This window comes from Mycobacterium sp. DL440 (genome assembly GCF_011745145.1).
Classification (GTDB): Bacteria; Actinomycetota; Actinomycetes; order Mycobacteriales; family Mycobacteriaceae; genus Mycobacterium.
The window spans coordinates 2,244,532-2,258,442 of sequence record NZ_CP050191.1 but is presented as its reverse complement, the minus strand read 5'-3'; the positions used below and the strand labels follow the sequence as shown (position 1 = coordinate 2,258,442).

The following is a 13,911-nucleotide window of genomic DNA, read 5'->3' as shown; positions in this document are numbered from 1 at the left end:
CTATTCGCCGTCCTGCTAGCCTCACTGGGTCCGTCGGTGTTGCGACGTTGACTAGAACCCACCCCGGAACTACCTGCTCACTTTTCGACCGGAGCCGACAACCTGTTCTCGCACAACCTGAACAACCTGCTTGCCCCGATCGCCAGCCTGGGCGCAGACGAATAGCAACTCCTTGCGACCGCCCTTGATGCGCACTCGCTCAACCGAATTGGGCTAGACGGGGCGGACCTCGGCGGCGGCATCGGTGTCGTTGGTAATCCTGAGCCTTGATGAGGCTCGTGCGGTACCAGCGATACTCCGAGATCGGTATGGGCTTTCGCCGGTGGCGGCGTCTGATCATGGCCAGAACACCAGTTGCATCAGGCACAGGGTGCTAAGAATGTGGAGTTGATACCAGGTGCAAGGAGGCGACGCCATCTCACCATTGTTGGAGCTGTGCGAACTCGGTTATCTCGGTGAACAGGGTCTTAGTTTGGTCGCGAAATTGATGGGTCAGGAGCTTCGACGTTTCCCTTCCCTGTCAAGCCACGAACTTGACGACATGACTCAAGATTTCCTCGTTGATCGGATAAAGCCGCTCACCACTTCGCTTCTTGCTCAAGCAACGAACGACACATCGATGGGAAAGCTCCTCCGGCGCTCAATCAAGAACTGGTTGATTGACCGCGCCAGGGCGACGGGAACTGGTCCACTCCGTCGGACCATCGAGAAGGTGTTGGATACAGCCGCACTGTTTGAACGTGTAGATGCCAGCGAGATAGGCGCGGGCCGTTGGCGACTGGCAGGCACCGCTGCCCAGCCCTGGGGTGGAAATGTTCGCGATCTGGTCGTGGCGGCGTGGAGTGTCCCTGGGGTCGGTGTTCCCAAGTGGAGCAGCGACACGAGGCGCGCCCCGATTGCCGACCGGGCATCCCTGGTGGGCATTCTGCGCGCGGTGTTTGAACGTGCTGAGGGAAGTTTGGAGATCGCTGAGTTGGTATTCGTGTTCGCAAATCGGTTCGCAGCCGCCCTGGATCCGTCAGTGGGCTCCATCGACGACGAACGGCATCCGGTCAGTGTGCCCGCCCGAGAAGCCGGCCCCGAGGGCAACCTCATCGCCGAGGAAATTGCCCTCGACATCGCAACGGCTGCTGCTGAAATCGCCGGTCATCTGACGGCAACCGAACGAGCGGTCTTACCGCTGCTTGGCGACAGCTCGGCCGTCCGACTCAAGTTGGGCAAGGGACGCAGCCAGTCGGCAGCCTTCGCTACCGCCTTGAAGCGCAAGATCCGCGAACTTGCAGGAACCGGTGACGATGCTGAGGAAATCGCCCGCGAAGTCATCGCTCTATGCGGAGGCGTTCCGCTCGAAAACGGACAACATGACGATTAGGTCGTCAAACTTGAAGCAGAGCAGCTCCCGCGGCCCTCTCGAACGGATTGGAAAGAAAGATGATTGAGCGTGCGACACCGCTCGGCCACCTTGAACTGGCACGTAGCGCCGCTAACCCGCGCATATCGCCCGCTGGTCGGCGCGACCGATTCGGTAATACTCACGATCACACAATCGCGCCCGGCCAGATATGGCGAGCGTCGTGGGACGACGTCAGCGTGCTCGCGCTTGTGGTCAAGTTTGACCAGACAGACATCGATGTCATCCCCCTGACCATTGATCCCGAAGGTGAAGACAGTGATTGCCTAGTTTTGGATCCAGGGCTGTCGGCGTTCGGCTGTGATGCGACCTTATGGGTAGGTCTGCGCACCACCCTGCCGATGCGGGTGTTCGATGAAATCATCGACGAACTCAGCGAGGAGATTTTGCAGTCGCTGCTAGATCCCGAGCGGATCGACAAGTTGTCGCGGGACGGCATGCGTCACGGCCGCGCGCTTGAAAACCCGTTCAACACAGCCACACAGTTCAGAGCCGAAATTGAAGATGACCTTGCCGCACTTCGCTCAAGTCCGGCCCTGCCCGTAGCCTCCGAGTCAAGCCCAGCAAACAGGCCAACGCTGGCGGCGTTGCTGGGCAAGGAGCTTGACCTCAGCGTGCTTGTTGAGGCGCTCCGTCCGCTCGGCCTTACCCAGGCTGATGTCATGCGACTGCTCAAGGGAAAACGGCCCGTCACGCCGGCGATTGCGTTGGCCGTCGCCGACACCACTGGCTTCGACGTCACACAGGTCAGGCAAACAGTCCAGCCTCTGCCCCCACGCTTTGTGCGCGAGGTAGCGCATCCGCGATGGCGTCCCGTGTGGCGCGAACGCGCGGACAGCAGTGGTGTTGACGAAGCTGATGCGCGGTTAGAGATGAGCTATGAGATGTTCGCCCTTGCTGCACGACAGACCGGTGGGCAGGAACCGGACTGGCATGCCCGCCTCGCCCAGTTCCTCGCTTCCCGGGGCAACCGGAGGATGCCGTAATGCGCGGGATGTACACGACTGAGGCACAACGACAGGCCGAACTGATGAAGGCTGCCGTTGAGCGCGACCACCCAGGCTCTCTTCTGCGACTGCGCCACGATCCCATTGGAGAACTCCAGCTTTGGCGCGACCTGTCTATCTCTATGGTCCAAGAGACAAGCACCGATGTGGGCTGTTCGGTTGCCGGCAGTTACCACCCGAGTCCGCCGACACTGGTCGTCACCCGGTCGCTATCGACCGCACGACGTCGTTTCACCGTTCTGCATGAACTCGGGCACCACCTTCAGCAGACCGATATCGACCTGGGCAACGTCATGTTCAACTTCAGCGATCCCGATGTTTTCGAAGAGCAAGCTTGCGACGCGTTCGCCGCCGCGGTCTTGTTGCCCGACGACGAGTTAGCCAACCAAATCAGTCCACGCGGGCCCACGGCCCAAGATGTCGCCGATCTGTACAACCTGCACTCATCGGCTTCGCGCGAAGCGTGCTGCGTGTGGGCTGCCCGGCATCTAATAGGCTCCGGCATCGTTGTCCTCCTCGACAACTCGGGTGTGGTGCTGTTCGCGGCAGCTAGGAGCTTCATTCCCCCAGCCAAGAAGTCCGATCAGTCCGCAACTCCGCTCATCGAGGCCGCCCTGCGAAACCCTGGTGTTGGAGCTAGCCGCGACGAGACGTTCATCCGCTATCGCAACGGCGCAACCAGCGAATCGCTCTACGGCCAGGCTCGATGGTTCGACGAGCGCTATCTGGTTGCTGTTCTTGTCACCGATCACGCAGCATGGAAGCCGCTCGCGCTGCCTCGGCCGTTTACGGTCCAAGGGGCCAGCAGGATGGTGGACATGCGAAACGTGCGCGGACTCTTTCACCATCGGTGAGCGTTGTCCCCGATGCAGAGAACCTCGGTGCACCCACGGTCATTGTGGCTGCGACGTCGCCCGAGCCGCCAAGGACAAAACGTGCACGGAGTGCTTCTGTGTACTTCACCCCGCGCGCTTCGCTGAAGGCAGCGCTGTATGCCGCGACTGTAGCGCCTGAACAGGCCAAATGCCCGGCGACCGGACAACGTCGCAGATGTGACGTCACACCCAGGTGACAGGGTCCACAAGAGACCCTCCGATCCACACTGGGGAGACTCCCATGCCCTACCGCAGTGCAATTTCCGGCCGCTACATCGGCAAGGCCGCAGCCGCCCGACACCCAAACACATCGATCCACGAATCGTCGGCATCGAACGGTGGCTCGGGCATCCGCCATCGCAGTGCCGTTGACGGGCGATACGTCACCGCCGAGGATGCCGCCAAGCATCCCAAGACCACAGTCACTGAGAAGGGCTGATCGCGGTGGGACCGACATCGACGGTGCAGCGGGTCGACGACGCGATCGCCTCTAACAAGGTTTTGGGCCCGAATGGGGAGACACGAACCGTGACAGAACGCACGGCGCGACGCGTGTGGATCGCTGCTGGCGGCCGATGCACCATCTGCAACAAGTACCTCGCCAGCGACGAAACGACTGGTGATGATGTGATGGTCGGTCAGCTGGCGCACATCGTCGGATGGTCTACCGCACCGGGCTCACCGCGAGGATCGGCAGACCTCGATCCTGCGTTGCGCAACGAGGCCGACAACATCATGTTGCTGTGCTACGACCAGCACAAGGTCGTCGACGACAAGTCGTTGTGGGACAAGTACGACCAGAACACGCTGCGCGCGATGAAGCGCGATCATGAAGGCCGGATCCGAGCGCTTACCGCGATGGGGCGCGAGCGCTCAACGACGGTCTTGAGAGTCGTAGGCAGCATCCATGACCAGCCCGTCGATTTGACGCAAGCCCGGGTGCGTGGCGCGCTGTTCACCCGAGAACGGTTCCCGGACTGGACTTTAAGTGGGCTTGACGACTACGAAGTCGACCTCCGCGCAGTACCGGGTGAACAGGAAGGCACCCCGCTTTACTGGGCATCGGCACGAGCCCACCTGCAGGAGCGACTCGGGCGCCTGCGCACCTTGGTCGCCAAAGGTTCCGTCACTCACGTGTCGGTATTTCCGCTGGCCCGAATTCCAGTTCTGATCCTGCTGGGAACGATGCTGGACGACACAGTACCCACCGACCTGTACCCGAAACAACGCGACGGCGATGAGGGCTGGGGTTGGACCCCCGACGGACCCGACGTCGGATTCAGCTTCACCCAACTTCGGCAGGGAACCAACCACAGCAACGTCGCCCTGCTCGTATCGGTGTCCGGATCAGTAGATCTCACCCGACTTCCGCCTGAAATCGACCACACCTTCACCATCTACGAGCTCTCACCGATTGAGGCACTCCCCGCACCCGGCATCATCCAGACCCAGCCGTCGCTAGAGGCGTTCAGCCGCGCCTGGCGAGCCTTACTCGCACACGTCGAGGCCAATCATCAAAACATCAGTTCCATTCGCACATTCCCCGCGGTCCCCGCGGTCGCGGCAGTGAGCATGGGCCGTCACCTGATGCGCGCAGCCCACCCTGCGCTGCACATTTTTGACCGCGCAACTGGAAATCACACTTACCAATTCACCACATCGACGGACCATCCGAATCAGTAAGGACCACATCGTGACTGGCGCTATCAACCCCCTGTCAGCTCTCCTGTCCGGATCTGCCGACCTCTTAGACATTCCCCCTCACCTGCGCGATGTGGTGATTGCCCGGTATCGGGATGTCGGTGAGTTCCTCGCCGCCAACGGCGACCACAGCTGCGCGATCTATCCGCAAGGGAGTTTCTTGCTCGGCACCGCCATTCAGCCTCCCCGCGATGCCGAATACGACATCGATCTGGTGTTTCGCGAAAGCACCTCCAAAGAAGACACCACCCAAGCAGAACTCAAGGAACGGGTGGGCGACCTCCTCCAGGCGTACTACGACCACAAGGCCGGTGCCGCCGACGCACCCGAGAATTTCTGCGAGAAACGCCGCTGCTGGACACTGTCATACTCAGGCGAAGGCTTCCACCTCGACGTACTGCCGGCCGTCGTCGACACCGACTTCCAGCGCTCAAAGAACTCAATCCTGCTCACAGACACCAAATTGCGACCTTGGCAGTACGCCAATCCCAAGGACTACGCGATCTGGTTCCGTACTCAGTCCGACGAGATGCGCCGCAAGATCGCTGCCAGCGCCCGCGCCAACAACGTCGACGATGTCCCCAACTGGGCCGTGCGCTCCACACTGCAGCGCCTGGTCCAGGTGCTCAAATGGCACTGCTACCTCGACTTCATCGACGATGTCGACAACCGTCCACCATCAATACTGATCACAACGCTCGCGGCGCATGCCTACCGCGGACAAGACGATCTCGGCCAGGCCATACTCGAAGTGCTCGAGGGCATGCCCGACTACATCAGCAAGATCGGCGGGCGTTGGCAGGTTCTCAATCCGGCCCAGACCAAGGAGAACTTCGCCGACAAATGGAATGAACCCGATACCGCCCACCGCCGCCACGAGTTCAACCGCTGGCTTGAGAAAATCCAAGACGACCTCCACAGCGCCTACGACGCGCAGGGCCTCGGTATCGACGTGCTCGTGAATCGACTTGGTACAACGTTGGACCGCGGAATTCTGGCGAAATCCGCAGCGAACTGGGCCCGGACGACGATCGACCACCGGGCAGCGGGCCGGCTCGCCGTCGCGCCCGGCGTGGGCGCTCTCACAATCGGATCTGGCCGACCATCACCTGCCCACCAATTCTATGGCCGTGCACCGCGGTAGGCGACATCTGAGCATCAGCCAGCAGGCCTTTGCTCTCCGCAGCATTCTCCCCAACGCGAGAGTCACACTTCGAGGTGGCGTCAACCTGGTGATGACCGCAGACATTCAGCCCACCGCGATGTCGCGCACCTACACCGTCAAAGTCGGCTATCGGCTTGGCGAGCGACCTGAGGTGCTCGTGCTGCGGCCACAACTGCAACTGCACCAGAGCGCTGTTGAGTTGCCCCACACATTCCCCGGAGACAAGCTATGTCTGCACATGCCCGGCCAGTGGAACGGGCATATGTACATAGCCCACACCACCATCCCTTGGACCAGCGAGTGGCTTTTGTACTACGAACTCTGGCTCGTCACCGGCACGTGGGAAGGAGGAGGTCACGGCGAACCCACAGCCAGCTAAACATGCGGCCACAACGGTGGTTTCGCTCTGTCCGCGTGTGCTCAAGGCAACAGTATGGATCTCTTGGCGTGTTACCCGCGCCACACCCGGCGTGACGGGTGGGCGTGCCGCGGCCCTGCACCAGCTACCTCACTGCCTTGTGTCATGATCAGGGTCCTGGCCGGCGCATGTGGACATCGACTCTCTCGCTGCGCTATCTCATGGGTTAGGCATGCCGTTCTCGCCACCGAGGGCCGGCACCCGGACAGGGCGTCGATACCCCGTGCCGACCGTGCATCCTAGGCAACTCAGGCCAGATTGCGCACCATCGGCCCCACCCCTTTGGCCGCATTGACCGGTGTCGGCGGATACCACCGCACTTCGTAATGCCAGTCAATACCTTCGACACCATCCCGCCGGCCGACCGTGTGGCCGTGTTCGTCGCGTTCAACCACGCGCACCCTGTGCCAGTGCGCTTTTCGGATGTGCGTCGGCAACCGCCACCCACCCAAACCGGGCTGCGCATCGCCGCCGGCACGCCCAGGTTGACTCCGTGCCTGCCGCAGCGCCGCCCCGGTACGCCACCCCAGATGCCCGATCTGTGCAGTGCGGATCTGCTGGATGCGGCTGATCTGCTCGGCTGGTGGCCAATCAATTTCGGGATCGCCGGCGGCGGTGTAGAGCAACAGTGACAGCGACAGCGGGATCAGGACGGGAAGTTCTGATCCGCCGGAGCGCCCGGCATCTTGGGCCAAAGTGATCTGTGCGTCGATGAGACCGGCCAGGGTGCCGCCTTGGCGGGCCAGAGGCCCGCGCAACGGCAGGCTGACCGTCTGCAGTTGCGGGCTGGGGTCACCGTCCTCCTTGAACACCCACAGACACCGCACACCTTGGGCGGCAGGAATATTGAGATAGTGGGCAAACTGAGATCCCTCCGACGTGATGGCCTGTGACCGCGAGCCCTGCGCCCGCGGTGTCATCGTGCCGACTCGGGTGGAGTTGATCCCGGCGACGATCATCCCGCTGTAGTGACACAAACGGTGTCCATCGTGCAACGAGATCGGTTCGGCAAGGCTGTAGGCCACCGCGTTGAACGGAAACCGCTGCAGCCAGTCAGGGGCCAACTCCACATCGGTGTTGGAGTTCATCAGGGCGCCGGCGAATTCGCCGTCGACCCGCAACACCACCGGGCTGGCTGTCCACTGCTCTTCCATCAGACCCGCCACTGACGCAATCCAGCGGCCACCCTCACTGAGAAGCCGCTGGTCGCGCTCGGCCCAGGCGTGAAGGCCGGTGATGACTTCGGCCGCATCATCAACCTTGATGTGTCGCTTGCTGCGACGGTCCAGACGTGCACGTTTGCCCACGCCACCATCCTCGCCTGCGCATCCTGCGACGTGTGGTGTTTTGCGCCACCTGCACCAACCAGCGGTCACCGACTCACCCTTTACCGCTGCCTCCGCGCGCCACCGAGGTCACCTCCTGGTCGCCGATCACCGGCGTAATCATCGCGGTTGGTCTGACCGTCATATCCACAGCGGGCATGAGCTCGGGTAGGAGCGCGCTCGTGAGTCGGCTGCGGCGAGCTCGCCGCAGGCGCGTGTCCTACCGCGACCCCGTCGCCCTCCCTCGCATCAACCATGCACAGCTTGTTGGCATGGGTAGGTTCAGCTCCGAGCCGATTAGTCAGTCGTCCACCATTCAGGAACAGGCATCGGGGGATGGCTTACGGACAGATCCATGTTGTAGGAGCTATCCGGCATGCATCGCTGCACTGCGCGAAAGTAGTGGCCGTCGTAGTGGACTTTCAGTAATTCTTCTACTAACCCTGGGCTTTCGGGCCCCGTCGTCACCCCACATTCGAACGTGGGCAGCCTTCCATCAGTCTGCATTGATACAGCAAAAACGGGGCTGAGCGGACGTCGATGGGCATAGCTGCCTGCCACACCACTGGCCTCGCCGAGGACCTTGCTCAGGGCGAGTTCGCCGACCAGACCGGCAGAGTAGATGAGATGTTCTTGCAGACATTTTGATCCGAAAGTTGAGTTTGGCGAGGCGAATGTCAACTCAGGGATAGTTCCACTCAAGTGAGCGCCGAAAGTATTCGCGTACATGGTGATTACTTGAGCCCAAGAGCTTTCGCGCCGCGGGGCGGCACCCCTAACTACCAGAGCAGGCTGTTGCAGCCAGGTCTCAACACTCACAAGCTTGCCGGGAGGCTTTCCGGTCTCCGCACTGGGCTTGTCGTTGAGGGGCATTCCACCTATGGCGAAGATTACGGGCGGATCAGTCCTGGCGGGACCGGATACCCTCACCAGCGGTGCAGGGATATGAAGCTGCTTGCACAGGCGGTCAATGACCTTGTCGCCCTTGCCTGGGCACATCGCCGTCCGCAGGACCGCCGCGACATCTTCGACCGCTCCGTCCGCACCACTCTGCAGTGAGTCAAGATGACGGCTCAGCCTGCTCAACAACCGAGCAGCCCCCGCGATTAACTCGGCGGGGCTCGCCTGACGATCCCTATGCGCCATGACTACCCTTCTTCCGGGCTACGCTCACCGGGCGCTCAGGCGCGCAGCCAGCGATACAACCCCGCAGCTCCCCTCCTGCGGAAACGAATGGGAGACCTGCTTCATCATCTGCTCTGTGGTGATGTAGCCAGCGGTGCGCTGGTTGATGACCTCAGCGGGCTTGATGTCGAGCTGAGTTGGATCATCGGCGATGCGACGCAGGACGCGCTGAATGGTGGCCTGGGACAGATGCCCCACCAGTTGGCTGATCCGGTGCTGGGTGAGTCCCTGCACCACCACAGCGTCATAGATCTCGCGTTCAAGTTCGCGTTCACAGACTCGTTGACGTGCTGCTTTGGTTGCCAGCCGCTTCACGGCCAGGGCCTGGTCCGCGGGTTGGGGCGACATAAAAACCCCCCGATTCATGATGAATCGCGTCACGTTCATGGTCAACACTTCCTCAACGCGCTTCTCAGCCGACCCGCCACTGGTGGCCGTCGACCGCAGTGACCGCTCAGAATGTTGGGCGGTACAGCATTCGGCGGAGCTGCATGACGGGGTGAGCCGCGTTGACGAGCGGGCGCCCAATTGGGCGCGAGTTGATTTTGACAGGTGTGGCCCGAATCGAACTCCGTCGCGCCCAACGCCATTCACGATGTTGGCCATCGTCGAATCGGGTGGTCTGCAGGCGAACTCGGCTGACTCAAATGTGAGCGTTCCTTTGCTCAGCGGGCATGCCGCACGAAGCGGTCGCGGTTCGAACAGGGCCACAACGTGGCTATTGCACGTCGGGCAGGATTGGGGCTGCCAGGTCGGTGACGTCGTCGGCGATGTGGGTGCCGTCGGTCGCGGTCTGGAGCGTCAGTGTCCCATGCGGCGGATTGAACTGTGTCGCAGTCACAATCGCAACGGTGTCCTGTCCGAGTTGGCGGGAAACCAACGCATCGGCCGGTTCGGCGCGGATCCACTTTTCCTGTTCCAGTTTCCACGAGGACATCGTCTGCGTGCTGGCATCTGTGGTGCAAGGTTTCGTTGTCATGCTCATGTGCAGAAGTTGGTCGGAGTCCCACCAGATCCTGTGTGTGGTGGCCTTATCGAACAGGGTGTAAGGCATGGCCGGCGATGACACCGCGCCTGTGTCGGTGTCGACGATGTTGACGCCGTCTTTGGGGCAGGCGGCGCGAACCATCCCTACGTACGCGAAGTTTCGCCCGTCACTGCTGGGGGCGGTGAGCTGGATTGGGCTGGTGATTTCCGGAGAAGGAGCCAGGGTATACGTTGTGCGGTCGCGGTCCATTCGAATCAGTTCTTCTCCGCCGCCGGGTGGGCCCGGCCGGGCGAACACAGCCACCCCGTGGGCCAGGCTGAGCAAGCGGGTGTTGTCGGTGGTGCCGCCGGGAAGATCGATACGGGTGCTGACCGGCTCGGCCGATGGTTGGGACAAGTCCAGCGACATCAGCTGGTTGGGCCGCTGCCACCAGCTGATCGTGTCATCGTGGTCGGCGAATACCTGTTGCGTGTCAGCGGGGATTGTTCGAGCGGAGTCGGAAGCCAGGCCTGTGGTCACGATGTGTCCGTCACTGGTGGCGGCCGCGGCGAACCGTGCACTATCGGTGAACACCGGATGCATGGGTTCACCTGGCGTTGTGGCTGTGGCCACGACTGTCGCGCCGTTAACGATGCTCAGTTGGGAAGCGGTGGTGAATGCGAACACCCCCGATCCCGTGCCCTGGGACGGTTGCGGGGGGGCGAGGACCGGTCGGTGGGTTGTCTCAGGCGGTAGCCTGCAACCGGCCATCGCAGCAACAAGGACAATCACCCCAGCGGTCCGGCGCAGTGGCGAGGTCAGGATGGACAAGGGCCGACGTTGGGTGATCACGGGCGGCTCAACACGGTGACAGCGGTATTGAAGTACTGCAACCGCTCGTTATAGCCGGTCGCGCCTCCGTTGATCGTTTGTGTCACAGCGGCGAAATTACCTGTCTCTGCGGCCTGGTTGAGGGGAACAACTGAGCCGTCGGGCAGTGTGGCGCTGTGGTTGTTCCAGAACCATGTCGCGATCCGGAATTCGTTCTCGGGAGCCGCCGCCAGCTCGGGATGATTGACCAGGTCGACGCCGAGCGCTTCACCTGCCGCAGCATAATTGCTGCGCCCGGTGAGCTGGATCGGGCCCCGGCCGCGAAACCGATCACCATCGCCGGGCTGCGTGTTGCCGAGCGTTGCCGACGAGTTTTGGTATCCCAACGGGGTGTCTGGATCGCGGGGCACACCTGGGCCGAAGGTGACGCCGGCATATTCGGGCCCATACATCTCGGTTGCGGACTGGGTGCTGCGTAGTTCTGTGTCGAAGTGCAGCTCTGCTGATTCGACGGCGAAGGTCGCCAGGAACGCTGCACGCGCCTCTGGTGATGTCATTCCTGCGGCCCGCATCGCGTCACTGAGTGGACCAGCGAAGTGCTGGGCTTGGGCATCCGACAGCGTCGGGTATATCTGCTTGAGTTGTTCAGCAGTGAGAAGTACCGGCGGTGCGGTCGGCGGTTGTGTGTCTGGCAAGGGCCTGCCGTTTTCATCGAGTTGTTCATCGCCCACCGCGGCGCGCATCGCGGCGGCGAGTTCTTCATCGACCCGGTCGGCGTCGGCCATGATCTCGGCGACGGTCAACCCGTTGCCCGTCTTCGCCTGCTGGGCAAGCGTCTTCTTCACGTCTGGATTGTTTTCCCAGCCGGGCTGGATTTTCAGGGTGCCTTCGTCGGCGACATCGACATGGCGTTGCTGTAGGTAGTTCACCACTGTCTTCATCCGATTTCGGACGTTTTCAACGTCGTGTTCGGCACGTGCGACGGCTTTGGCGACCTTGGCCGATTCGTGTCCGTCGGCGTCGATATCTGCACGACGACGGCCCATCGCGTCGTGAAATGCTTCGCCTGCCTCGCCGCTCCAATCAGCGACCGTGTTTTGGGTTCGCTGCAGGTTGGCCCCGAAGTTGGCGAAGGTGTTTTCTCGGTCCTTGGCGATGCGAAACACGTCATAGATCGCCGCGGAATCCCACTTCAAGATCGTCGATACGGTCAGCGGGGCCACTCACAAACCCATCTGGTCCGGCGAGATGGAACACGCCGCGCGGGTGACTGACTCACCGGAATCGTCGTCTGTGACGACATAGCTAAGTGCTGCAGTGGCCATGTTTTCGCCCAGTGAACGGGTCTGTTCCAAGTGCGCGACATGACGGGCTTGCCAGCGTTCAGCAAGCTCGGAAAGGGCAGACGCCGACGAACCCACCCAACGCGACCTAGCCTCAGCAATGCCGTTGTCGTGGGCACTGAGTGCCTGATGGGCATCGTGGGCGTGATCGATCGTGTCTTTTCCCGACACGGCGAGCGCATGTGGGTCGACGCGCAGTGGCTCTGACATGGATGCTCCTCCCCCGAGCTAGCTAGCATCGTAAGCCCTCCCTGCCCACCATCTTGTCGGCAATTTCTATGCCTGCGGCCGCCTTGGTGTTCAGCAGCCAGTGCATCGCTACTGGAGGACTACTTTGGGGCCAGCACGACTCCGACACTGCAGAATCGGACAATGTGACTGACCGGAGATAGCAGGACCACTGTGCCGGGCTCTCGCCTCGACACTGATCGACATTGCCTGCTAAGTCACGCGTTTGAGAGCGTTCAGTGCCACCTGCTTAGCGGTGTCGGCACAGTTCCCGCCGACAGGACCGTTCACTCGCACGGTGACTACAGGGGTGGACGGAGTCAGAGCGGGTGCGCCGGACCCGATCTGGGCCGGCTCGATATCAAGGTGGGCCTTGGCGATAACGAGACAGCCGGGCGCCAGGTACGAACTGAAGTCAAACAATGCGACGCCGTCTTGTTCGTCGCGTGCCGGGTCTTCACCCCAGGGCATCTTGAGAATGTCGTCGGACCAGTTGACGAGGCCGTATTTGATCACGGCACTCGCGGAACCGTCGTCGGTCTCGGTCAATTGGAGATTGCACACCCCAGGGTGCCGCCATGATGTCGGCCACTGAGCGGTGGGGTTGGGCTCCTTCCAGACAAAACGTGCTGCGGGTAGGTCGGCTGCAGCTGTACACGGATCGCCGGACAGAAACCGCGCGGCTGGCGAGTCCCCATCAGCGTGCGCCGGGACACCTGTGTTTTCGACGCGTGCGGCGATAGCGCCGGTGAGCGCTTCGGTGATCTGGCATTCCGAGGCGACTTCAGAGTTCATCGTGTTGTCAGCAACGTTCGCCGGCATTACTTCGAGCACGGGGTCGCGCATCGAGCTGGGCGCGCCGACGAGCTTGGCGAGAGGAAGAGTGATGCGAAACGTACATGAGGGAGCGGATTGCTTGGTGACGCCTGGGTGTTGCGGGTCGGGGCTGAACTGTGCGTCATTCCATCGCGGCTCCCCCGGCAACACCTGAAGCACAAGACCGGCTTTTACAGACGGAAAGGTGATCGTGCACCCGTCGCCACCGAGTGGGGCAATCGGCGAGTCCCCGCCGGATTCAATCGACGGGATGGCCGTATAGGTGTAGCTGAAGTCTGGATGGCCGTTGGCGGCTAGCGTTTGTTGGTCGACGAAGCCACAGGGGTCGATCTGACGGAGGGCGTGTAGTTCGGCGAGGTGATCGCGGTCGACCTGTGTCGGATTGAGGCCATAGGTATCCACCGTCGTGGGAAAGAAGACAGCTGACTGGTCCGGAGGTGTAGTGCCGGGTGAAACATCGGTGGATGACGGCATCTGGGAGGTGATGGTTTTTGTGTCGCAAGCCGTCGCCGAGACGCCGATAACCAGAACCGCTGACGCACATACGATGGCTCGAAACATCTGGTTTCCCGTCTCGTGGATGCCACTAGGTGGCAATGGCGTTGGCGGATTTCGGCA

The 13,911-nt window shown here is 61.8% G+C and carries 13 protein-coding genes; 7 read left to right on the top strand and 6 right to left on the bottom strand.

The annotated features are described in order from the left end of the window. Positions 1-397: 397 nt before the first annotated feature. From HBE63_RS10870 to HBE63_RS10840, 7 genes are all read left to right on the top strand, one after another. Complete coding sequence (locus tag HBE63_RS10870) at positions 398-1,372, top strand: hypothetical protein (protein WP_166904758.1); 975 nt, start codon at positions 398-400, stop codon at positions 1,370-1,372. Between the two features lie 59 nt (positions 1,373-1,431). Beyond that, the gene (locus HBE63_RS10865) at positions 1,432-2,397 is read left to right on the top strand and encodes a hypothetical protein (protein ID WP_166904757.1); all 966 of its coding nucleotides are present in this window, start codon (positions 1,432-1,434) and stop codon (positions 2,395-2,397) included. Next, positions 2,397-3,272, top strand: a complete 876-nt coding sequence (locus tag HBE63_RS10860) for an ImmA/IrrE family metallo-endopeptidase (protein ID WP_166904756.1) — start codon at positions 2,397-2,399, stop codon at positions 3,270-3,272. Before HBE63_RS10865 ends, HBE63_RS10860 begins: the two co-directional genes overlap by 1 nt. Positions 3,273-3,534: 262 nt before the next feature. Next, positions 3,535-3,732: a hypothetical protein gene (locus HBE63_RS10855; RefSeq protein WP_166904755.1), complete on the top strand. Its 198-nt coding sequence runs from the start codon at positions 3,535-3,537 to the stop codon at positions 3,730-3,732. Between the two features lie 89 nt (positions 3,733-3,821). Next, positions 3,822-4,976, top strand: a complete 1,155-nt coding sequence (locus HBE63_RS10850) for an SAVED domain-containing protein (protein ID WP_166904754.1) — start codon at positions 3,822-3,824, stop codon at positions 4,974-4,976. After that, positions 4,912-6,138 carry a nucleotidyltransferase gene (locus HBE63_RS10845; protein WP_166904753.1) on the top strand — a complete coding sequence of 409 codons (1,227 nt, stop codon included), beginning with the start codon at positions 4,912-4,914 and terminating at the stop codon, positions 6,136-6,138. The genes HBE63_RS10850 and HBE63_RS10845 overlap by 65 nt, the downstream gene beginning before the upstream one ends. A gap of 91 nt (positions 6,139-6,229) precedes the next feature. After that, positions 6,230-6,538, top strand: a complete 309-nt coding sequence (locus HBE63_RS10840; RefSeq protein ID WP_208301343.1) for a hypothetical protein — start codon at positions 6,230-6,232, stop codon at positions 6,536-6,538. A gap of 287 nt (positions 6,539-6,825) precedes the next feature. On the opposite strand, the gene HBE63_RS10835 is transcribed toward HBE63_RS10840, so the two are convergent. The 6 genes from HBE63_RS10835 to HBE63_RS10810 form a co-directional block, all read right to left on the bottom strand. Continuing rightward, positions 6,826-7,884 carry a hypothetical protein gene (locus HBE63_RS10835; RefSeq protein WP_166904751.1) on the bottom strand — a complete coding sequence of 353 codons (1,059 nt, stop codon included), beginning with the start codon at positions 7,882-7,884 and terminating at the stop codon, positions 6,826-6,828. Positions 7,885-9,072: 1,188 nt separating this feature from the next. After that, the gene (locus tag HBE63_RS10830) at positions 9,073-9,474 is read right to left on the bottom strand and encodes a hypothetical protein (protein ID WP_166904750.1); all 402 of its coding nucleotides are present in this window, start codon (positions 9,472-9,474) and stop codon (positions 9,073-9,075) included. A 331-nt stretch (positions 9,475-9,805) separates the two neighbouring features. Further along, positions 9,806-10,657 (bottom strand): hypothetical protein, encoded by an 852-nt coding sequence (locus HBE63_RS10825; RefSeq protein ID WP_166904749.1) that lies wholly within the window; start codon positions 10,655-10,657, stop codon positions 9,806-9,808. A gap of 245 nt (positions 10,658-10,902) precedes the next feature. Beyond that, a complete protein-coding gene (locus HBE63_RS10820; RefSeq protein WP_166904748.1) occupies positions 10,903-12,108 on the bottom strand; it encodes a glycoside hydrolase family 19 protein in 1,206 nt (401 codons plus the stop codon). After that, entirely contained in the window at positions 12,109-12,438 is a 330-nt protein-coding gene (locus tag HBE63_RS10815) for a WXG100 family type VII secretion target (protein WP_166904747.1), read from the bottom strand. It abuts the gene before it with no gap. Between the two features lie 231 nt (positions 12,439-12,669). Further along, positions 12,670-13,854 carry a hypothetical protein gene (locus HBE63_RS10810; RefSeq protein WP_166904746.1) on the bottom strand — a complete coding sequence of 395 codons (1,185 nt, stop codon included), beginning with the start codon at positions 13,852-13,854 and terminating at the stop codon, positions 12,670-12,672. Between the last annotated feature and the right edge of the window lie 57 nt (positions 13,855-13,911).